A 22,353-nucleotide genomic window follows, 5' to 3' on the forward strand; every position below is an offset into this window, starting at 1 on the left:
TCGCTCGCACGCGCGAGCAATGAGGTTTTGCTGCCGGTCCGCCAGGCGCCGAAGAGCACACACCGGTTTCCTGCCCGTGTGATCTTCGGCTCGCGGTCACGGTCTGCGCGAAGAGGCCTCGTCAGTGGTGAGCAAAAAGATTCGACCGCGAGGGTCCGATGGGGTTACGCGTGCCAGACTCAGACACGCTCGTGGGTTCCGTACCCATACCCGTGTCGGACATCGGCATCGCAACGCTTTTAGCCGCAACGCGGGCTTCAGTCACCGGAATGTCAGCCGGATAGGTTGCATCATCGCGTCTGGCCGGGTTGTAGCCCGCCCTTTCCATCTGGACAAGATCGGCGCGTACCTGTGCCCGGGTAACCGGGCCGGTTGACGGTTGAGCCAACGCGATGACGGGAGCCGTCAGCGCGGCAACGGTGACGATTGAGCGGATTAACGGTTTCATGTCTGCTCCTGCGAGAATGGCTGGTTTTCAAGGACGGCTTTTGCTGCGACCTTGAAACCATTCTAGGGAGGCTTGCCTTAGGTGAAGCTTAGCTGCCTGCGATCTCTACCGAAATTGATGGGCGCACTTTTTCCTTCTCCCTTGCGACATGAGAAGCGGCCCAAAATCGGTCTCTGCCAGGGGCATCGGTCCGGTGGAAGCATGCGATGCGGCGCCGCGGCCAAACGTGAGCCGGCGCCTGAATTTGATGGCGGAACACCGGGAGCACGCCCGCAGGATAAAGTGCGGGCGCTGCCTTTATCTCCAGCGAGGCTGGTCAGGCGATGCATGCGCATCGCCTTCCCGTCATGCCTTAGAACTTATGGCGAATTGCCACGCGCATGACCAGTTGTTTCGAATTTGACGACAGGTCGGCGGCACCCGGTACATAAGCCTGGTCGAGAGACGATCCCGTCTGGCCTCCTGCAACTTTCTGGTACGCGCCCTGAAGGTAGAAATCCGTGCGTTTCGAAACGTTGTAGTCCGCCATCAGGCCGACGCTGTGAATTTTCGGTTTTACGCTGCCGGTTGTCGCGTCGTAGTTTTCAAGCGTGTACACGTATTGCGCGCCGACAAAGAACGCCGGTGTGATCTGATACTTCCCGTTGATTTCGAAGTTCTGGTACTTGAGCGTGCTGAGCTTTCCGCCGGCCAGCGCGCCCGTGACCGGCTCGATCGTCTCGGTGCTGGAAAGGTATCCGGTGTTCGCGGACGGGTTTTTGATGTTCGTGTTCGTATAGACGAAGCCTACCGTCGCGGGGCCAAACGTGTAGTTGATGCCGCCGCCAAAAATGCGCAGACGTTCGGTCACGAAATTCGCGTCGGTCGTCGTAATGGCGCCACCGGACGATTGGCCGGGATTGTCAGCATTCAGGTAAGCCGCCGCGACCAGCAAACCGCCATTGGCGTACTGCGCGCCCAGGCTGAACTGCCGGTTGTTAGCGAAGCCCGTGGAGTTGCTGAAGCTGTAAGTGCCGCCAAATTGCAACCCGGCGAAGTCCGGGCTCGCGTATTTGACCGTGTTGTTCACCCGGAAAGAGTTATCCGTGTTGTCGTTGTCGAACGGGTGCGAAAACAGATAGCCGGCCCAGTTCCCGTTGGCCGTTGTCTGTGCGAGGTAGTCGACGACGGAATCATATTGACGGCCGAGCGTGACGGTACCGAACGTGGCATTCGAGACGCCCACATACGCCTGGCGCCCGAATAACAGACCGCCCTGACCCAGACGGCCGTTGTTCAGGTTAAAGCCATTCTCAAGCTGGAATATCACCTTCGTGCCGCCACCGATATCTTCGGCACCTTTGAGTCCCCAGCGGCTTCCCTGCGCATAGCCGCTTTGCAGTTCATAGTCGTGCTTCCCGCCGACGTTGTTGGTGTAGTTGAACCCTTCGTCGATCACCCCGTACAGCGTGACGCTGCTCTGGGCGAATACGGGTACTGCAAATGTGGCTGACACAGCCAGCGCGATCAGACTTTTCTTCATGAAAGATCTCCATAAATGTTGTTCGAGTAGACAACTTTTTTTCAGACAACTTGTGTTTTTTGCAGCGTTAATACGAGCTACTGAATTCTCATCAATACAGCGGATGTGATGCTTACACGCCGATACTGCGACGTCTATGTCCGCACCAGACTGTTTCCCCTTGCGTTGCTAAATGATCACGACCGTACGCCGTGGAAATGCCTGAACCGGTGCGGATCACTCGAGGACTGACAGTACGGCTCAGGACTGGGAATCCACGCAGGACGTGACGATGCAGCGTTCAACATCAGTCTGGATACCTGGACGCAGCCTGAACGATGAAGGGTTACGCCAGAAGAAAAATGTTATGACGACATTTAGCTAAGGATCGCTTAAGGTTGCGCCGGGAAAATTGTGGTATCCGGTCGAAAGAAGGCGTCCATCATGGTTGTAGTCGCTAAAGCATGCGAGAGCTGACGGGATTGCTACGCCTGCCACGAATTTTTTTCCCGCAAATGGCAGGGGGAAATGTTCGCCACTCAGTAACGGCGCGAGCGTGACACCACAAAATCGGTAAAGGTCTTCAAGGTTCTGGGCATATGGCGATGCGCCGGGTAAAGCATCCATATGGCCCGTTCATTTCCCTTCAGCGGAAACTGGCCGAGCAGCGGAACAAGCGTCCGGTCATCCAGTTCTGTCTGCACGAGCGACTCCGCAAGGCGCGCGATCCCGAGACCGGCAAGCGCGACACGCTTGACGGCCAGAACGCTGCCGGCCCGAAAGACGGGCTTGAATGACGTACGGTTGACGCCGTGAGCATCGTCAAATTCCCAGAAACGAGCCGGTATCTCGCCTGCGACCAGGATACTGTGCTGTGTCAGATCGTCGGGACACTCGGGGATACCACATCGTTCCACATAGCGCGGTGAAGCGACGATGACGTCCCTTGTTACCGCGAGGCTGCGAGATATCATCGCAGAATCGCGCAGCCGGGCTTCGACGCTGAAGCAGACATCGAAATCCGCCAGGGTGACGCGTTGCATTGATTCAAAAACGCTGAGATCGAACCGGACCTGCGGTTCGGCGAGGTGAAACTCAGCCAGCACGTCCGCCAGGTCGCCGTCGGCGAACGACGCGGCACACGCAATTTTCAAGGCATCGGTGGATTCGTCGGCGGCAGACAGGATGCCCTTTTCCATCGACTCCAGTTCGTTGAGCCACTCGACGCAGCCTCGCAGATAAGCCTGACCGGCAGTGGTGAGCGACACGCTACGCGTCGTCCTGTTTAGCAACTTTGCATTAAGGTGCGATTCGAGCATGGCCACCTGCCGGGTGACCACTGCGTTCGAAACGTCGAGGTGCCTTGCCGCCGCGGCAAAATTAAGGCACTCCGCCACCTTCATGAAGGTGCGCATTGAAGTCAGATGGTCCATTCCCGCGTCCATAGAATTCGAATTATTGCCAAGGCTCGCGTCATGGAAGGAGTCGGCCGCATGGACCACGCGAGTCGCGAAGGTTCACTTCTCTGGTGGAGCACGGACGGTGCCGCAAGCGCTGGTTGGGCGATCATTATCGTGACGGCAGCTTAACGATTGCTTAACCGTGATACAGATGCGTCCCGGCGCGAGAGTCCGGTGCGCGCACCCCTTCCGCCGGGACTCGATGGCCAGGCAACCTGACGCTTTTGTCGAGGACACCCGCGATGCACAAACAACGGTCAGAAACGCGGGTTGCATCGCCTTAAGGCTTTAATAAGGAAAGGTCTGGCATCCTTGCCGGCTGGAGTCCGGTGACCCCGCGTAAAGCACGGGCCGTGATCCTGACGAAGACTGTGATGGAAAACCCGGATGCCCATTTCCCCCCACGAAACCGATTCGAAGGATCTGCCTGCGAGACGCGTACAGGCATTCAGACGCGTGGCGCTCGGGCTTGCCTGGCTGCTCCTTTACCTGGTTCCCGGCATCGTCGGACGCGAGCCCTGGAAGCAGGACGAAACCTATACGTTCGGCATCATTCAACATATGGCGTCGAGTGGTGACTGGGTTGTCCCGATGAACGCGGGCGTGCCTTTCATGGAGAAGCCGCCGCTCTTCTACTGGCTCGCCAGCGCCTTCATGCGGGCCAGCGCCGGATGGTTGCCAGCGCCGGACGGCGCCAGGCTCGCTACGCTTCTGGCCATGCTGATCGCGTTCGCTGCTGTTGCCGCAACCGCTCGCCTGATTGCCGGTAATCCCGGCTGGCTGACGCGGGACGTGGCGGGTACTGTCCTGTTGCTGGCAGGGACGGTAGGGCTCGTGAAGCATTCACACGATCTGTTCACGGATATCGGGTTGATGGCTGCAAGCGCGAGCGCGCTTTATGCGTTGATCCGTATCGTTGGCGACACCGCGCAAAGCAGTAGTCCTCGATGGCTTGACGCCATCCTGTTTGGCATCAGCATTGCAGCGACCTTCATGACGAAGGGACTGCTGATGCCAGGCGTGTTCGGCATCGCCTCGCTTCTCGTACCCGTTTTCGTGCCGTCCTGCCGTTCGCGCCGCTATGTCCTGCTGCTCGGAACCGCGGTGGCCGTGGGGCTGCCGCTGATGACGATCTGGCCATGGTTGCTTGCACAACGGTCGGGCCCGCTCTTCATCGCCTGGTTCTGGGATAACAACGTCGGACGTTTCCTCGGCTTTTCCGTGCCGGCACTCGGGTCCGACAATACGCTTCTTACTCCGGTGAAAGCGCTGCTTTTCTTCGCGTTCCCGATTGGACCGCTAGCGCTGCTGGCGATGTGTCGGGCTACCGTCTGGCGTGATCCCCGGCTGGTCGTGGCGGCGCTCGTCGTCACCGTTGGTCTCGTGACACTCGGCCTGTCCGCGACAATGCGCGAGCTCTATCTCCTGCCCTTGTTGCCGGCGCTCGCGCCGCTGGCGGCCAGTTTTCTGTGCCGCCTGACGCGCCTTGTGCAGCGTGCGTGGGTCGCGGTCTCGTTCGCCGTGGCCATCGCGAGTCTGTGTTTGGGATGGGCAGGATGGTGGATCATGCGCGCGCCTGTCGCCGAACATCACTGGCTTTCCCCGCTGGCTCGCTGGCTGCCGCTGACCTATCAGTTACCGGCCAGGCAGCCGGTGGCGCTCGCCGCTGCCGTTGCGCTGACATTGGGCTGGCTTTTAGCGCAGCCTGTCATCTCGCGTAGCGGTCGCTGGTCCGGTGCGTGGAGCTGGACCGCTGCCATGACGCTCGGGTGGGGCCTGATGTCAACGCTGGTGTTGCCGTGGATTGATACCGCAAAAAGCTATCGGGAGGTATTCGATCAGGCGGCAGTCGCACTTGCACCCAACCTGGCTGCGAACGGATGCGTCGCCTCCGACGGCTTCGGTGAATCCGAAGCGCCCATGTTTGCGTGGTACGCCCGCCGTCAGGCAGTTCCGCTCGAGACTCGAGGGGCTGAGGACTGCAACGTTCTGATTGTGCAGACGCCATCCGCGCGCAGGCCCTCGTCACTTTACTGGCAGCCGTTCTGGACCGGCGCGCGCCCCGGAGACAGGCTGGAGAAGTTCATCCTCTACCGGCGCATTGTCGAATCAGGTGCAGGAAAGCAGACCCACACCGCGGCCTTTGTCGATAGCGCTGCCAGGTAGCAGCGAAGCGGCAGTCTGTCGATCATCAGTTCAAGCACGTTCGCCGGTTTTCCCCGGAAACGGAATTCCCCATTTGGGACGGGACAAGTCTGACCTGATTTTTGTATGACTCTTGCCATATCAATGCTGAGACCACGTTCTACATATTCGGATAATTGGGTCCGCCGCCACCCTCCGGCGCGACCCACACGATGTTCTGAACGGGATCCTTGATATCGCAGGTCTTGCAATGCACGCAATTCTGGGCATTGATGACGAGGCTCTCCACGCCATCGTTTTTCGTGACGAACTCATACACGCCGGCGGGACAAAACCTTGCCTCCGGGCCCGCGTACCTCGCGAGGTTCACGTTGACAGGCACGGATGCATCTTTCAGCGTCAAATGCGCCGGCTGGTTTTCTTCGTGATGGGTGTTTGACAGAAAGACCGATGACAACCGGTCAAACGTGAGTTTCCCATCAGGCTTGGGATAGACAATCGGCTTGCACGCGGCGGCGGGTTTAAGCGTCTCGTTATCCGGATGCCGATGGTGTAGCGTCCACGGTACCCGTCCACCAAGAAGCTTCTGCTCGAGACCGACCATGACGGTTCCAGCAAGCAGACCCTTGCCCATCCATTGCTTGAAGTTGCGGGCACGATGCAGCTCCTGCTTCAGCCACGACTTCTCGAAGGCATCCGGATACGCTGTCAGCACGTCGCGCTGACGCCCCGACTGCAACGCGCTGAACGCAGCTTCAGCGGCCATCATGCCTGTGGAAATCGCCGCATGACTGCCCTTGATTCTCGACGCATTGAGGAAGCCCGCTTCGCATCCTATAAGCGCCCCACCAGGAAACACGAGTTTCGGCAATGACATCAGTCCGCCCGCGGCGATGGCCCGGGCGCCGTACGATATCCGCTTTCCCCCTTCAAGGAACTTCCGGATTGCCGGGTGCGTCTTGTACCGCTGAAACTCCTCAAACGGTGACAGAAACGGATTCGTATAGCCGAGACCGACAACGAAGCCGACAACCAACTGATTGTTGTCGAGGTGATAGAGGAACGAGCCTCCGTACGTGTCGTTCTCAAGCGGCCAGCCAGCCGTGTGCATGACGAGACCAGGCTTGTGCATCGCGGGCGGGATTTCCCACAGCTCCTTGAGGCCCAGACCGTAGACCTGAGGGTCGGCGCCCTCGTTCAACCTGAACCGGCTCATCAACTGGCGGCCGAGATGCCCGCGTGCGCCTTCAGCGAACAACGTGTACTTCGCATGGAGTTCCATCCCCAGCTGAAAACCGCCGGTCGGCTCGCCGTCCTTCCCGAGACCCATGTTTCCCGTCACGACACCCATCACCTCCCCGCGCTCGCCGTAAAGCACTTCGGCGGCGGGGAAACCGGAGAAAATCTCAACGCCCAGTTCCTCGGCGCACGTTCCCAGCCAGCGGGCCACGTTGCCGAGACTGACAACGTAGTTGCCGTGATTCTTGAAGATGTCGGGCAAGAGCCAGTCCGGAACCTGCCAGGCGCGCTTTTCCGACAGGAACATGAAACGATCTTCGGTCACTTCCACGTTTAAGGGCGCGCCCCGCGCTTTCCAGTCGGGAATGAGCTCATCGAGCGCGCGTGGATCGATGACCGCACCGGAAAGCGTATGAGCGCCAATCTCAGAACCCTTCTCAAGAACGCAGACGCTGATGTCAACGCGCCGCTCCCCGGCCATTTGCTTGAGCCGTATCGCGGCGGACAGTCCAGCCGGGCCACCGCCGACGATGACGACGTCATATTCCATGGATTCGCGGGGACCGAATTTCTCGACGAGAGTCTGTGTGTTCATGTGAAAAGTCGTGTTATGGCAGGGTTCGCAGGTCGACGGCACGCCATGAGCCATCACCGCATCTCAAGCCCGGACCATCGTAAGGCTTCAAATCCGCTCGCTTCCCGACATAATCGTTTCTTATGCTCCACACAATCGAGCGTTGGCTTGCGAGCTCGCGGCGTGCCACCGCCCGCACCCTGACAGGCGCTTCTGCTAAAAATCGTAGCCGCTTATATTTTCGGGCCCTGCATTTTTCCGCATCACACTTCACTCACACCTTGTACAAAAGGAAGCTGAAAGTGAATACATATGATGTGGTCGTGATTGGCGCGGGCGTGATCGGCAGCTCGGTAGCCTTTCAGCTTGCAAAGCTGGGCGCGAAAAACGTACTCGTGCTCGATCGCGGCACGATTGGGGCCGGAACGACCTCTCAATCGTCGGGTATTTTGCGCACCCACTACTCGGTGAAGGAAAACGTTGAGCTGGCGCGCAAATCGTGGGAAGTGTTCAACAATTTCGCGTCTTATCTCGGTGACGACGAAGCCTCGTGCGGTCTCGTCAAGTGCGGCTACATGATTGTCGCCGCCGAAGGCGACAAGCTCGAGCCGCTCCGCGCGTCCCTGAACCAGCAGAAAGAGCAAGGGATTCCGCTCGAATTGCTCGACGCGAAGCAGGCTCGCGAACTGCTTCCCATCGCGCAGTTCCGCGATGCAGCGCTGATTGGCTACGAGCCCGAGGCCGGCTTTGCCGATGCCTATCTCGTGGCCACCGGCTTCGCCCGTGCAGCGCGTCGCGGCGGCGTCACCATTCGCGAGAACGCTTCGGTCAACAGGATTCTCATCGAGAACGGCAAGGTCGTCGGCGTTTCCACCAGCATCGGCGACTTCAAGACGTCGATGGTCATCAGCACCCAGAACATCTGGACGCCGGAACTGGCGGGCTGGACCGGCAAGTCCCTGCCCGTCATGCCCGAACGCCATGCCGTGCTGGCGCTCGAATGCGAGGCCGCGAAGTACACGTTCTCGATGCCGGTCTTCAAGGACCTCGCGTCGCCTGGCATGCTCTATTACCGCAGCTACGGCGGTAACCAGATGCTCGTCAGTGAAGGCGTGGTGGGTGAAAAGCTCAACACGACCGAAGTGGAGCAAGGCGACATCCCGATGGACTACGTCGTCGAAGTGGGCACCCAGGTCGCGGAGCGATTCCCGGAATACGAGACCGCGGGAATCGCTTCATCGTGGACAGGTGTCTACGACGTGACCCCGGACTGGAACCCCGTGCTTGGCAAGTTGCCCGGAATTGAAGGCCTGGTGGTCGGCTACGGCTTCTCGGGTCACGGCTTCAAACTCTCGCCGACAGTCGGACGCGTCCTTGCACAGGAAGCGCTCGGCATTCCGACTGACGTGTCGCTCAAGCCCTATTCCATCGAACGCTTCACGACTGGCGAACTGCTGACCGGTAAATACGGTCTCGGCGCAGTGTCCTGAGGTCAGGACCATGTCCGCAGTCGATGTGCGTCTTATCGCATCCGTTCCAGAAGAACCCTGGCGCAACGGAGGCGGAGTCACCCGAACCCTTGCAACGGGAAGCGGCCAATGGCGAATCAGTCTGGCCGAAATTGAGCGTGACGGTCCGTACTCGCGGTTTGAGGCGTTCTCGCGAACCTCGCTCGTCCTTCGCGGTGGCGGTGTTACGCTTCGGGACCGTAACGCGGTCGTGCAGCTCAAGCCCTTCGAAGCAGTGGAGTACGACGGCGACATCGCATGGAACGCCTTCCTCGTCGAAGGTCCGGTTACCGCGCTCAACGTGATGAGTGTCCGCGGCCGTTACCGGACGCGAGTTCGCACCATCACGGACTCGATTGATGTCCGGCCCAGCTGCATGACGGTCGTGGTCGTGGTCGCACTCGATGGCGGCTGCACGTTTTATGAGCCCGGCACGCATCTGGCCGGTAGCGTCGAACCGGGACAGATGGTTGTCGTCAACGATGTTACGCGTCCCCTTCGACTGGCGCCGATGGTGACTCCCCCTGCAACCCGCGCGCAGGGAAAGCTGGCGGTGCTCGTGACCATCGAGCCATCCGGTGTCCGGATAAACGACTGAAATGATGAGGAAGATGAGATGAAAATTATCACCGCGGTAAAACGCGTCGTCGACTACAACGTGAAGGTCCGGGTCAAAGCCGACGAAAGCGGCGTGGATATTGGCAACGTCAAGATGTCCATGAACCCTTTTGACGAAATCGCCGTGGAGGCGGCGACCCGTCTGAAGGAAGCGGGCAAAGCGACTGAGATCATCGCCGTGTCCTGCGGTCTTTCGCAAAGCCAGGAAACCCTGCGTACGGCGCTGGCCATCGGCGCGGACCGCGGCGTGCTGGTAGAGACGGATGCCGAGTTGCAACCGCTTGCGGTGGCAAAACTGCTCAAGGCCGTCGTTGAAAAAGAACAGCCTCAACTGGTCATCCTCGGCAAGCAGGCAATCGACGACGATGCGGGCCAGACGGGCCAGTTGCTCGCGGCTCTGCTCGACTGGCCGCAAGCCACCTTCGCAAGCAGCATCGAAATCAACGAAGGCATCGCAACGGTAACGCGCGAAGTCGACGGCGGCCTCGAAGTCGTTTCACTGCGTCTGCCGGCCATCGTGACCACGGACCTCCGCCTGAACGAGCCGCGCTACGTGACGTTGCCGAGCATCATGAAGGCAAAGAAGAAGACTGTCGAGGTGGTCAGGCCCTCCGATTTTGGCATCGACCCGTCGCCGCGTCTCAAGACACTGAAGGTCGTCGAGCCGCCCGTACGAAAGGCAGGCGTGATGGTGCCGGACGTCGCGACGCTCGTCGAGAAACTGAAAACCGAAGCAAAGGTGATTTAAATGACGACGCTTGTTATTGCCGAACACGACAACGCTCAAATCAGGAGCGCGACGCTTCACACCATCGCCGCCGCAAGGCAGCTTTTGAATGGCGTCCACGTCCTCGTCGCTGGCAGCGACGCACACCATGTCGCGGAAGCTGCCAGCAAGATCGCAGGCGTGGACAAGGTCATCCTCGTCGATGCGCCTCAATTCGCGGATGGTCTCGCGGAGAACGTAGCGGCTCAGGTGCTGGCCCTCGCAAACGGCTACTCCCATATCTTCTTCGCCGCCACGGCTGCCGGCAAGAACACGGCGCCGCGCGTGGCGGCAAAGCTGGACGCATCGCAGATTTCCGACGTCATCGCCATCGAGTCCGCCGACACGTTCCAGCGTCCCGTCTATGCGGGGAACGCGATCGCAACGGTGCAGTCAGGCGACCCGGTGAAAATCGCAACCATCCGTACGACGGCGTTCGATGCAGCCGGGGCCGAAGGCGGAAATGCGGCCATCGAAACTGCACCGCCCGTCGCGGATTCAGGCCTGTCGACTTTCATCCGCCGTGAAATCGCAACGAGCGACCGGCCTGAACTCACCGCAGCGCGCGTCGTTGTGTCGGGTGGCCGCGGTCTGGGCAGCAAGGAAAACTTCGCGCTTCTCGATCCTCTCGCGGAGAAGCTCGGCGCCGCGGTCGGCGCATCGCGCGCGGCGGTCGATTCGGGCTACGCACCGAACGACTGGCAAGTCGGCCAGACAGGGAAAATCGTCGCTCCAGAACTCTACGTCGCCATCGGCATTTCGGGCGCTATCCAGCATCTGGCCGGCATGAAAGACTCGAAGGTCATCGTCGCAGTCAACAAGGATGCTGACGCACCGATATTCGGTGTTGCCGACTACGGTCTCATCGGCGACCTGTTCGAGGTCCTGCCCGCGCTGACACAATCGCTATAGGCACTCGCGCATCGAATCTCCTGGAGCGGGAACTTGAGCCGTCTCAGCGAAGTGATCGCCGGGGCGGCGTTTTTTTAGACCGGTAGTGCAAGCATCGCGTCGACAGCGGCCGTGACCATGCGCTCAACCACCGGCGCGACCCGGCTCGCCAGGTCTGGCCGGTAATCAAACGGCGCCGTTTCGTTCATGTACGTCGACTGGCACATTTCCAGCTGTATCGCGTGAACACCCTGCTCAGGGCGTCCGTACTCCCGGGTGATGTACCCGCCCTTGAACCGTCCATTGGCGACCCAGGTGAACGGTTGCTCGTCCAGCGTCTGCGTGACGGAATCCAGAATCCTCGGGGCACAGCTCTTTCCTGAGTTCGTTCCAATGTTCAGGTCCGGCAATTTCCCTTCGAAGAGCCGCGGCAAAACACTGGCAATCGAGTGCGCCTCCCACAACAGGACAACGCCGAACCGGGCCTTCAGACGGTCCAGTTCTTCACGCAGCTTCGTGTGGTAGGGGGTCCAGTATGTCTTCAGCCTGAAGCTCAACGCCTCTGCATCAGGTTCTGTTCCCGCACGATAAAGCGGTTCGCCGCGAAAGGTTTCGGTCGGGCAAAGCGCGGTCGTTGTCTGCCCCGGATAGAGGCTCTCTCCACTCGCCGGCCGGTTGAGATCAATGACATAGCGGGAGTATCGGGCGCCAAGCACCGACGCTCCCGACGATCTCGCGAATTCGTACAGCTTGTCCAGATGCCAGTCTGTGTCGGCGAGATCCGAGGCTGCATCCGTGAGTTGGCTCTGGACAGGTTCGGGAATTTCGGTACCGAGATGGGGAATAGAAATCAGCAGCGGCAGTGTGCCTTGATGAAATCGAAAATCAAATTCAGTCACAGCGCAATCTCCATGGTTTCACGGTCCTCCGGTTCGATTTCCCGAATGCACGAAACCGTCCTGGCGGAACTTCGCATGCGCGATACGATAGAAAAACAAAAACGGAGTTGCTGCTCCATCACCTCTGATTACCATGTGCATAAGACGCGATTATCTAAACGGAACGCGTGCGTTATCGAGGGATTCTTAAACTTGGGGGCGCTTCAGCCAGGCCGTCTTTTCAGAGAGTGTCATGCCGGAAACCAATGAAGCGTTCGAACCACAAAATTGCATCTCTCCCGTACCGGCAGACCCTGCGAATCTGGACGTCGCCCGCACCGGCCCTCTCTCGGAAGCCACGCTGCTGGGTCGAAAGACCCACCCTGTAGCGGCCGACGTCGCCCAGACGACCGGCGCGCTGCCCCGCAGCGAATATCGGACCATGGCGGGGTTGTTGGGCGGCTACGCTTTGCTGATCATGGGCAACGGGTTGTTCCAGACATTGATACCGCTGCGCATGCTCAATGCTGGAGACACCACGTTTGCTGTCGGGATGATTCAATCCTGCTACTACGTCGGATTCATGGTCGGTGCGATCTTCAACCGTCGTCTCATCGATCGTATCGGGCAACATCGAACGTTCGTCGCTTTCTCCGCGGTCGTCGCGATACTGGCATTGGCCTTTGGCCGTTTCGAATCCACGTGGGCGCTGGCGCTCATACGGTTCTTGACGGGCTTTGCCTTCATGGGCTTATACACGTCAATCGAAAGCTGGCTGAACGGCGTTGTTCGAAACGAGCGACGCGGTCAGGTCTTTGGTTCCTATGCTGCCATCAACTACCTCGCAGTGGGGTCGGGCCAGTTCCTGTTAAACGCCGGGGACTCGTCCGGCAACACACAGCTGTCGATTGTGGCGGCCCTGTTCACCGCCGCCATCCTGCCGGTGACGCTCCTGGAGGGTTGGCCCCTCAGGGTTTCGGATGCGGCTTTAGACCGGATGCCTTCGCAAACGTGGAAGGAAAGCATCCTTGCCTTGAAATCGTCGACGCCTCTCGCCATTCCCGGGTGTGTCCTTGCCGGGTTTCTCTACAGCACCTTCTATTCGATGACTCCGGTGTACCTCGCGCGCACGGGCTTTTCGACGGCGGAGCTATCGGCGTTCATGGGAACCGCGCTTATAGGCGCGCTTCTGCCCCAGTGGCCTATGGGCCGTCTTTCAGACATCATCGACAGGCGTCGGCTGGTCTGCCGGATCGCGCTGGTTTCGACCTGTCTTAGCGCCGCACTGGTCGTTTTTCATCAGCGGCACTTCGTGTGGGTCGCAACGCTGGTCTACGTAGCCGTCACATTCACGCAATACGGACTGATCGTTTCCCATGTCAACGACCGGACAGAGCCACATCGCCGTGTCGCTGTCACTGCGACTCTTTTGCTGATGTTTTCGTTTGGGGGAATGGTTGGCCCCTTCGTCGCGTCGTTATTGATGAGCGCCATCGGGCCGGGTGGCCTGTTCGTGTTTAACGGAATTTCCTGCGCGATGCTGGCCCTCTGCGCCGCGCACGCGATGGGAAAGACGCAACCCGCCTGACGATAAAAGGTGCGATGCGCTCAGCGGTTCACTGGACTCGGGGTGCAGATAGCGAGCCGGTTGCGATCAGGTCAGGAAACGATTTTCGACCCGGTGTGAGCAACAACAAGCACCGTGCATCCCGCTTTTGATGAAGTACTGTGCCGCGAGCCAGCAGGATATGTCACCGTTTGACCAGGAAGGAAATCCGTCCCGTCGTCGTCCGTGAAGACACCGTCCAGCACCATCACCAACTCCGTGGAGTCGTGCTGGTGCTCTGGCGAGCGGGCTCCGGGGTTGACACGCATCCAGTAGCTGGACCACGCACCATTTTCGTCATCGGCGACGGGTATCCAGAAGTAGCCTGGAAGCGTCTGGCCTCCGATTTTCATGGGCTGCCAGTCGCGTGCATCGATTGCATACCCGCGACGGCCGTTCGTGATCTTCAGGCCAAAGATCGGGCGGACGTCTTCATCGTTGAACCCGATGGTCATTTCAATCGCTCTCTTCTTCACTTCAGGTGCGGGCAATCGCGTCGATGAAAGCGCTCAACATGCGTCTTCGCTCAGAACCATCAGTTGCGTATTGCCCCCCGCAGCGCTGGCATTCACGGTCGTAACCCGCTCGCGAACGACCTGGGTCCAGTCGTATTGCCCCGACGCGCCGGCGAACACCGCCGCAATGTGCCTTCGAGCCGCGGTCTCCCGAATCAAGCCGGCGTTGGTCTGCTTCTGCTCCGCCAGCACGACAACCGGGTTCACTCCATCGATTTCACCGCGAATGACCTGACCGGCATCTGCGGAATCGACAATGCGGCAGTCGCCCGCCAGTATCTTCGCCACGTCATCGGACACCGACGACCTGAGCAAGACTACCTCATTGCCAAACGCCGATGCCACCATCGCTTGCGCGACAATCGAACTCGCGGTTTCGCCCGCGCAGAAGACCTGGCCTCGTGGCAACAGCTCTACCGTGTTTTCCTCACCGGTTAGCGCGGGAAGCGCCAGCGGCTCAAGGGCGTCGACAATGCGCTTCAGTTGCCGACTCGTGGTGGCGAGCGCGTCGCTATCCGTCGTCAGGCCCCGCCCGGATGCAAGTGCGACTAGCGCATCCAGTTTGCGCTTCGCATCCGTACGCGACTGCTGCAAGGCGTCCCGGCGATTTCTCAGCTTTCCGTCGCGTCCTTCAAACGGAAACTCGTAAAACTTCTCGCTCGCCAACGCTCCCGACACGGCAAACGGACCACTCGACGATGCGAACGAATCCGGGATGCTTCGCGTAAGTGCCAGCAAGGTGAGCGGCCCGCCTGCCATCGGTCCCGTTCCACACGCACCGACACCGCCGTAAGGTTGCATGCCGACGAACGCACTGTGCGTCGAGCGGTTGATGCAAACACTGTTGGCCCGTGTCCTGGACAACAGCTTGCCCGCTGCCTCGTTGATACGGGTATGCAAGCCCTGAACGCCGCACCCAAGTGTGTTCAGAATCTCGACCAGCGCATCCATTTCCCCTGTCTTCCAGCGAACCACATGCAGAACCGGCCCTGCTACGGCAAGGTCGACGTTCGACAGTGAAGCCAGGTCCTTGATGTCTACGATTGCCGGCGCAACGAAGTTGCCCTTTGCGCAGCTATCCGGAAGCTTCCCGCGCGTGACGGAGAAGCCACGACCCTTCATCGCTTCCAGATACTTTTCCACGCGCGCCTGCATCAGGCGTGTCGCAACGGGACCGACATCGGTCGCGACATCCAGCGGGCTCCCCATCACGCGCTCGCTCAGCATGCCTTTTAGCATGCGAAGAACTTTCTCTGCCGTCGACTCCTGCAGGCAAAGAATCCGCAACGACGATGCCGTCTGGCCCGCCCCCCTGAACGCGGAAACCATCGCGTCCGAAATCACCTGCTCGGGCAGGGCGGAACTGTCGACGATCATCGAATTGGCGCTCGCTACCGAGCCATGAAACTTCGGCGAATGCGGCAGTTCCGCGAGCTGGGCGGCTATGGATTTCGAGGTTCCGGCCGAGCCCGAGAAGATCACGGCCGCAACACGTTCATCCGACACCAGTGCCCGCCCGACAGTGGCCCCCTCGCCCACAAGCAGCTGCAACACGCCCTCAGGAACACCACTCGCGAGGAACAGCCGGACCGTTGCGTATGCAATCAGACTGGCGCTTGATGACGGCTTCGCAATCGCCACGTTACCCGCGGCAAGAGACCAGGCAATCTGCCCGACCAGCGTCGACAGCGGGGAAGAGACGGGAGTCAGGCTCACGACAGTTCCCAGCCCGTCGGCGGACTGCATCCGGGTATCCGCGTTCAGCTGACAGGCGTACAACCTGCACAGGTTGACAGCGGTGCGCACCTCCTCTGCCGCCTCGACGAGGGTCGCTCCGTTCTCAAGGACCAGCAGCGCGCCCAGGCGGGTCGCCTGTCGCTCGAGTTCTCCTGCAACGGACTCCAGGATAGACGCGCGCGCGTTGACCGGAGTCTGACGCCACGTTGTGCTCGCTAACGTCGCTGCGGCAAGCACTTCCGCGACGGTGGCAAATTTCGAAGTCGCGACGGTGCCAATGACCTCGGAGTTGTCCGCCGCGCTATAAACGAGCCTTGTCGCGTCCGCTGCCGCTTCCTCGACACCCGCGACGATGGAGCCGGCCGCGATGCGATTCACGCGCAGGTCGGCGAGCGCCGCGTCAAACCCAGCGGAGTGGCCGAAGCTGAGTGCCGCGGCATTGATCCGGCCAGGCAAGACGCCGGCCGGTGAGACGATACCCGCGTGTGGCCTGCCGCCAGTGCGTGCGGCCTTTGCAACCGGGTCTTCGACGATGTCGGCGATGCTGACTGCCGGGTCGACAATCTGGTTCACGAAAGAAGAATTCGCACCGTTCTCAAGCAACCGGCGGACAAGATAGGCAAGCAGCGTGGCATGCGGACCGACCGGCGCATAGATCCGGCACGGACGTCCGAGCTTCGACGGGCCGACGACCTGGTCATATACGGTTTCGCCCATGCCGTGGAGGCACTGAAACTCATATTCCTTGCCACCGGCGAGCGTATGCACTGCCGCGATGGAGAAGGCGTTGTGCGTGGCGAACTGCGGAAAGATGGCATCCGGCGCGTCGAGCAGGACCCTGGCGCAGGCAATGTAGCTCACGTCAGAATGGACTTTTCGCGTGAACACCGGGTAGCCCGCCGCGCCGGCATCCTGGGCCAGCTTGATTTCGGTGTCCCAGTACGCGCCCTTCACCAGCCGGACGTTGATGCGGCGGCCGGTCGACCGTGCGAGCGCGATAATCCAGTCGGCAACGGCTCGCCCCCGTTTCTGGTAGGCCTGCAGCGAGATGCCGATACCGTTCCAGCCTCGCAAACCCGGTTCCCTGCAAAGACGCTCGAGCATCTCGAGCGTAAGCTCGAAGCGCGCGGACTCTTCCTGGTCGAGATGGAACCCGATGCCATATTTTCTGGCGAGTTCCGCAAGCTGCAGGAGGCGGGGATAGAGCTCGACGAGAACGCGCTCTCGCTGTGCGAGTTCATAGCGCGGATGCAGCCCGGAAATCTTGACGGAAACGCCAGGGCCGTCAATCGGCCCACGACCTTTCGCGTCCTCGCCAATCGCCTCGATGGCGTGCCGGTATGACTCGAAATATGCCTGCGCATCCTCGTCCGTCAGGGCGGCCTCGCCGAGCATGTCGTACGAGTAGCGATAACCTCCTGATTCGCGTCCCTTAGCCGCGCCGATCGCCTCCTCGATGGTCTGGCCCGTGACGAACTGCTTTCCAAGCATCCGCATGGCGTACGCCACACCGGCACGGACGACTGCCTCGCCACCCTTGCGCAAGACGTTCGTCAAGGCCTCTGTCAGCGCCTTCTCGTCCGGCTGCTTTAGCAGCTTTCCCGTCACCAGCAATCCCCACGCCGTGGCGTTCACGAATAGCGAAGGCGATTTGCCGATGTGGGCACGCCAGTCTGCGTCGACAATCTTGTCCCGGATCAGCTGGTTCCGGGTTTCCGTGTCCGGAATGCGCAGCATCGCTTCCGCGAGGCACATCAGCGCAATGCCTTCGCGACTGTCGAGCGAGAACTCCTGCGTCAACAGGTCCACGCCCCCCGCATCGATGCGCGCGTCCCGCACACCTTGCGCGAGTCGCGCTGCAAGCGCCTGAGCCGTCTTGAGCGTATGCGCATCCATTCGCGCGGCCTGCATCATCGCCTGAACGGCAACCTCCTCGCTGAGAGCAGACGCATCGGTAATCCTTTGACGCAAAACGCTGAGGCTCGTCGTAACGTCCGGCATTGCTTTTGTTTCCGACAACATATTGAGGTGACCCGATAAAGAAGGCTCGAAAAGCGGCTATAGCCTGCAGCTAGATTGCGCGTGCACTTCCACGCAGCCGTTCAGTTCTACGACGCAGCATTTCTAGCGTCAGGAGCAACAATGTTGAGATGACAACCAGAACAGTGGCGACGGCCAGGATAGTCGGGCTCAACTGCTCTCTGATGCCGGACCACATTTGCCGTGGCACGGTGCGTTGATCGGTGCCCGTGAGAAACAGCGCGACGACAATTTCATCGAACGATGTCGCGAACGCGAACAGGGCGCCCGAAATGACACCCGGGGCGATAATGGGCAACTTGATCTGAAGGAAGACTCGCACGGGAGAGGCCCCCATGCTTCTGCCCGCCCGCGTCAGGGTCTCGTTGAATCCGGCAAGCGTCGCGGTCACCGTCACCACGACAAACGGAACGCCGAGCGCCGCATGCGCGAGCGTCAGACCCGTCAGACTGTTGGTGAGTCCGAACGGGCTGAACGCAAAGTAGACGCCGACTGCGGTGATGATGACAGGCACGATCATCGGCGACACCAGGACACCCGTAATCAGCGCCTTTCCCTTGAGTCGCGGATGCATCAGACCCAGCGACGCGGTCACGCCAAGAACGGTTGCAAGGAGTGTCGACGCCACGCCGACGATCATCGTGTTCTTGAGCGCAAGCATCCACTCCGGGCTGTTGATGAAGTCGTGGTACCACCGCAGGCTTACGCCAGGAAGCGGATAGGTGAAATAAGGCTGTGAGTTGAACGACAGCGGCATCACAACCAGTACCGGCGAAATCAGAAACAGCAGCACCGCAAGTGAAAGCCCCACGTGGGCAAGTCTTCCGACCCGGCCCCATACTGTCACATAGGCTGGAAAGTTGAACATGTCATCACCCCAGTTTGACGCCGGCGCCACCGGTCATCCGCACAAAAATTGCATAAACAACAAGCACGCCGACAAGCAGAATGGACGCCAGTGCGCTTGCGAGTCCCCAGTTCAATGTGTTGTTCACGTGATTCGCGATGTAATAACTCGCCAGTTGGTCATCCGCGCCGCCGACGATGGCAGGTGTGATGTAGTAGCCAACGGCAAGGATGAACGTGAGCATCCCGGCCGCGCCAACGCCGGGTAGCGTCTGCGGGAAATACGCCTGAAAGAAAGAACGAATCGGGCCTGCCCCCAGTGATCTGGCCGCCTTCACATAAATGTTCGGCACACCTTTCATCACGCTGTAGAGCGACAGGATCGCGTACGGAAGAAGGATGTGCGTCATCGCGATGAGCACGCCATAGCGGTTGTAAATAAGGGCGAATCCTGTCTTTGTCAGCCCCAGGCGTATGAACAGGTCGTTCAGGACACCGTTCGTCTGCAACACGACCACCCATGCGGTTGTGCGCACAAGAATCGACGTCCAGAACGGCAGGAGCACCATGATCATGAAGATGTTGCTGTAGCGCGCCGGGATGTTCGCAAGAAAGTACGCGACCGGATATCCAAACAGCAGGCACAGCGCGCTCACGGACAGGCTCACCCATGCGGTGCGTACAAACACGCTGACATAGAGGCGCTCGCTTTTGGGCTGACGCACGACGGCGCCGCTGCTATCGTGTTTAAAATCGAAAGCCTTCAGGTAGTAACCGAGCGTCCACGTCGACGAAGCATATTTCATCGTTGACCAGGTACCGACATCGTCCCACCGTGAGTCGATCGCCGTCAGACGCTCGTGCCATGTGCCCGACTCGCTCTCACCCAGGTGTCGGGCAGTTTTCATGACGAGGCTTCGCATGCCGGCCTCATCGTAATTGAGCCGGGAGGCGACCCGGCTCACCCCTTCGTTGCTCTTTGCCGCCAGCAGGTCCTGGCCAAACGCGTTGAATACCGGCTCACCAGGGAGCTTGCCCGATGAAGGATCCCATTCGCGCAGCAGCGCGGCCGCGTGCGGCAACTCCTGCGAAATGGTCGGGTCCCGGAAACTTTTCATCAGCAGACTGCCGATGGGCACGAGAAATGTGACGAGGAGAAACGCGAGCAGCGGAAAAATCAGCAGCATCGCCTTGATTCGCTCGGCGCGCTCCGAACTGCGAAGCTTCGCCTTCAGGCTTTTCGAATCAGCAATTGCTACTTGTTCGTTCCCGTTTGCAGGGACCGCAAAGTCACTAGGCATAATCATCATGGTTCCAGCGGCCGCTACCGCGCGCTCCTCGTTATTGCCACGCCAATCAGTTAATTCTGGCCGAGCCAGACGGCGAACTTCTGATTCAGGTCGTCTGAGTGATCTGCCCAGAAAGCCGTGTCAACATCAATTGCGCCCTTCTGATTGCCAGGTGCAGTCGGAAGGTAAGGCGCCACCTTCGCATCGACCATGGGAATCGACGACTTTCGCGCCGGGCCATAGGCGGTTAGCGGTGCGAGCTTTGCGAGAACATCGGCCTGAGTGGCGTAACGGACGAGCTCCTGTGCCGCCTTGAGGTTCCTGGAACCCTTTACGATGACGTAGCCTTCGATGTTCTTGATCTGGCCGTCCCAGATAAATCCAAACGGCTTCTTGTCGGTAATCATCGCGCTATAGATCCGGCCGTTATAGGCGCTGCACATCGTCACCTCACCGTCCGCGAGAAGCTGCGCCGGTTGCGCGCCTGTTTCCCACCAGACGATCGATGACTTGATCGTGTCGAGCTTCTTGAATGCGCGATTCAGTCCCGCCGGAGTTCTGAGCGTTTTATAAACGTCTGCCGGAGGAACGCCGTCGGCAAGGAGCGCCCATTCCAGCGCGCCTTCAGGTGACTTGCGCAGGCCGCGTTTGCCCGGGAAATTCTTCAGGTCGAAGAAATCGGCAATCTTCGCGGGCTCGTGTCCCTTGAACTTGTCCTTGTTATAGGTGATGAGCGTCGACCAGGCGATGCTGCCTACGAGGCAGTCCGACAGCGCTCTAGGAACGAAGTCGTTCTTTGCAGGTGTCCCGTCCTTTGCCGGAGCAAGGCTGGCGGGGTTCACCTTTTCAAGCAGGCCTTCGTCGCACGCCCGGATGGAATCCGCCAGCTGCATGTCAACAACGTCCCACGTCACGTTATTCGTTTGCACCTGGCTGCGCACCTGTGCGATGCCGCCGTTGTAGGTGTCGGTCTTGAGCTGAACGCCGGACTGCGCAGCGAACGGCTTCGCGGCGGTCGACTCCTGTGCGTCCTGCCATGCCCCGCCCCACGAGACGAAAGTAACCTGTGCAGCAGATGCGGTCGTCCCGATACAACATGATGCGAGAAGCGTTATTAACAGCGCGTTGTACTTCATTTCATCGACTCCATTGTTTTAAGAGAGACTCACGGATTAACCCGGCGGCGACTGCCAGTCATTTACTGCAATGCCCGGCAGGCGTCGGCCATCCAGCCGACGTCGACCGAGTCGCCGATACGCAACTGGCGTGCAGCGCCATCATTGGGTAGCTTGACAATGAAGTCGTTACGCCCGCATACCTGCATCACTACACGGAGATGGTCGCCGTAATAAATCAGGTCTTTGACGCCACCCTGGAAGACGTTGTCACAGGAGCGAGCCCGCTCCCCAACAGCAATTCGTTCGGGTCTTAGCGAAACGCTCGCGCCGCCAGTCGCAGAAACGGCAACGCCAGCGCTTGCCTTGATGCTGTGCCCTCCGTCGAGCTTGACGGTACACAGTTCACGGTCAACGGACGCCACGACACCCTTGAGTTCGTTGCTTTCCCCGATGAAGCGGGCCACGAAAGCGTTCTCAGGTTTCTCGTAAAGCTCCGACGGCGACGCCAGTTGCTGGATGATCCCGTTGTTAAACACGGCGATGCGATCCGACATCGTCATCGCCTCGCTCTGGTCGTGGGTCACGTAGACCACTGTCAAGCCGCTTTGCTCGTGAATCTGCTTGATCTCGTATTGCATCTGCTCACGCAGTTGCTTGTCGAGAGCCCCGAGCGGCTCGTCCATCAAGACGAGCGCCGGTTCGAACACGAGCGCCCGTGCAACCGCGACACGTTGTTGCTGACCACCGGAGAGCTGCGCGGGCATCCGGCTGGCGAACTTTTCCATGTTCACCATGTTCAGCGCCTGCGTCACTTTCCGGGCGATTTCGTCCTTCGGCACCTTCCGCACCTTGAGCGGAAAAGCCAGATTCTCGGCGACTGACTTGTGCGGAAAAAGCGCGTAGCTCTGGAACACCATGCCGATGTTGCGACGCTCCGGCGGAATGCGGTTTATCGGCTTCCCCTGAAGAAGAATCTCGCCGTGAGTGGCAGTTTCGAAGCCGGCCAGCATCATCAGACAGGTCGTCTTGCCGGACCCCGACGGTCCAAGCATCGTCAGAAACTCACCCTTTCGAATCTCGAGATTGAGATTCTTCACGACGAGCGTTTCGCCGTCGTAGGTCTTCTGGACGTTTTTGAAAGAGACTATGGTCGACATCGAAATTTCCCTCAGAA

At 59.8% G+C, this 22,353-nt stretch carries 17 protein-coding genes; 6 read left to right on the forward strand and 11 right to left on the reverse strand.

What is annotated here, in order from left to right; all coding sequences use genetic code 11:
* Window positions 1-121: 121 nt before the first annotated feature.
* The 3 genes from BLV45_RS22125 to BLV45_RS22135 form a co-directional block, all read right to left on the reverse strand.
* A complete protein-coding gene (locus tag BLV45_RS22125) occupies window positions 122-448 on the reverse strand; it encodes a DUF4148 domain-containing protein (protein WP_090536539.1) in 327 nt (108 codons plus the stop codon).
* 352 nt (window positions 449-800) lie between these two features.
* Window positions 801-1,970 (reverse strand): porin, encoded by a 1,170-nt coding sequence (locus BLV45_RS22130; RefSeq protein ID WP_090536541.1) that lies wholly within the window; start codon window positions 1,968-1,970, stop codon window positions 801-803.
* A 518-nt stretch (window positions 1,971-2,488) separates the two neighbouring features.
* Window positions 2,489-3,382: a LysR family transcriptional regulator gene (locus tag BLV45_RS22135; RefSeq protein WP_176954228.1), complete on the reverse strand. Its 894-nt coding sequence runs from the start codon at window positions 3,380-3,382 to the stop codon at window positions 2,489-2,491.
* A 414-nt stretch (window positions 3,383-3,796) separates the two neighbouring features.
* Here BLV45_RS22135 and BLV45_RS22140 point away from each other — a divergent pair, with 414 nt between their 5' ends.
* Window positions 3,797-5,575: an ArnT family glycosyltransferase gene (locus BLV45_RS22140; protein WP_090536545.1), complete on the forward strand. Its 1,779-nt coding sequence runs from the start codon at window positions 3,797-3,799 to the stop codon at window positions 5,573-5,575.
* 139 nt (window positions 5,576-5,714) lie between these two features.
* Here BLV45_RS22140 and BLV45_RS22145 read toward each other — a convergent pair whose 3' ends face one another.
* Entirely contained in the window at window positions 5,715-7,388 is a 1,674-nt protein-coding gene (locus tag BLV45_RS22145; protein WP_090536547.1) for an electron transfer flavoprotein-ubiquinone oxidoreductase, read from the reverse strand.
* 281 nt (window positions 7,389-7,669) lie between these two features.
* On the opposite strand from BLV45_RS22145, the gene BLV45_RS22150 reads away from it, so the two are divergent.
* From BLV45_RS22150 to BLV45_RS22165, 4 genes are read left to right on the forward strand one after another with little or no spacing between them, the layout of a single operon-like run.
* Complete coding sequence (locus BLV45_RS22150; protein ID WP_090536549.1) at window positions 7,670-8,857, forward strand: NAD(P)/FAD-dependent oxidoreductase; 1,188 nt, start codon at window positions 7,670-7,672, stop codon at window positions 8,855-8,857.
* A 10-nt stretch (window positions 8,858-8,867) separates the two neighbouring features.
* The gene (locus BLV45_RS22155) at window positions 8,868-9,473 is read left to right on the forward strand and encodes a HutD/Ves family protein (RefSeq protein WP_090536551.1); all 606 of its coding nucleotides are present in this window, start codon (window positions 8,868-8,870) and stop codon (window positions 9,471-9,473) included.
* 18 nt (window positions 9,474-9,491) lie between these two features.
* Window positions 9,492-10,241, forward strand: a complete 750-nt coding sequence (locus tag BLV45_RS22160; protein ID WP_090536553.1) for an electron transfer flavoprotein subunit beta/FixA family protein — start codon at window positions 9,492-9,494, stop codon at window positions 10,239-10,241.
* The gene (locus tag BLV45_RS22165; RefSeq protein ID WP_090536557.1) at window positions 10,242-11,171 is read left to right on the forward strand and encodes an electron transfer flavoprotein subunit alpha/FixB family protein; all 930 of its coding nucleotides are present in this window, start codon (window positions 10,242-10,244) and stop codon (window positions 11,169-11,171) included.
* A gap of 74 nt (window positions 11,172-11,245) precedes the next feature.
* Here the strand turns inward: BLV45_RS22165 and hutG are convergent, their stop codons facing one another.
* Window positions 11,246-12,049 carry an N-formylglutamate deformylase gene (gene hutG, locus BLV45_RS22170; RefSeq protein WP_090536559.1) on the reverse strand — a complete coding sequence of 268 codons (804 nt, stop codon included), beginning with the start codon at window positions 12,047-12,049 and terminating at the stop codon, window positions 11,246-11,248.
* Window positions 12,050-12,281: 232 nt separating this feature from the next.
* On the opposite strand from hutG, the gene BLV45_RS22175 reads away from it, so the two are divergent.
* A complete protein-coding gene (locus tag BLV45_RS22175) occupies window positions 12,282-13,616 on the forward strand; it encodes an MFS transporter (protein WP_090536561.1) in 1,335 nt (444 codons plus the stop codon).
* Between the two features lie 71 nt (window positions 13,617-13,687).
* On the opposite strand, the gene BLV45_RS22180 is transcribed toward BLV45_RS22175, so the two are convergent.
* The 6 genes from BLV45_RS22180 to BLV45_RS22205 all read right to left on the reverse strand — a co-directional run bounded on the left by BLV45_RS22180 (window position 13,688) and on the right by BLV45_RS22205 (window position 22,336).
* A complete protein-coding gene (locus BLV45_RS22180; RefSeq protein ID WP_090536563.1) occupies window positions 13,688-14,089 on the reverse strand; it encodes a cupin domain-containing protein in 402 nt (133 codons plus the stop codon).
* A gap of 54 nt (window positions 14,090-14,143) precedes the next feature.
* Window positions 14,144-17,887 (reverse strand): bifunctional proline dehydrogenase/L-glutamate gamma-semialdehyde dehydrogenase PutA, encoded by a 3,744-nt coding sequence (gene putA, locus BLV45_RS22185; protein ID WP_090536565.1) that lies wholly within the window; start codon window positions 17,885-17,887, stop codon window positions 14,144-14,146.
* Window positions 17,888-17,957: 70 nt separating this feature from the next.
* Window positions 17,958-18,794, reverse strand: coding sequence for an ABC transporter permease (locus BLV45_RS22190; protein ID WP_090536567.1), 837 nt, complete (start codon window positions 18,792-18,794; stop codon window positions 17,958-17,960).
* Between the two features lie 4 nt (window positions 18,795-18,798).
* Window positions 18,799-20,079 carry an ABC transporter permease gene (locus BLV45_RS22195; protein ID WP_090536812.1) on the reverse strand — a complete coding sequence of 427 codons (1,281 nt, stop codon included), beginning with the start codon at window positions 20,077-20,079 and terminating at the stop codon, window positions 18,799-18,801.
* A 53-nt stretch (window positions 20,080-20,132) separates the two neighbouring features.
* Window positions 20,133-21,197, reverse strand: a complete 1,065-nt coding sequence (locus BLV45_RS22200; protein ID WP_090536570.1) for an ABC transporter substrate-binding protein — start codon at window positions 21,195-21,197, stop codon at window positions 20,133-20,135.
* A gap of 62 nt (window positions 21,198-21,259) precedes the next feature.
* On the reverse strand, window positions 21,260-22,336 hold the full coding sequence (locus BLV45_RS22205; protein WP_090536572.1) for an ABC transporter ATP-binding protein: 1,077 nt from the start codon (window positions 22,334-22,336) through the stop codon (window positions 21,260-21,262).
* Window positions 22,337-22,353 lie beyond the last annotated feature (17 nt).

This window comes from Paraburkholderia sartisoli (assembly GCF_900107685.1).
Classification (GTDB): Bacteria; Pseudomonadota; Gammaproteobacteria; order Burkholderiales; family Burkholderiaceae; genus Paraburkholderia; species Paraburkholderia sartisoli.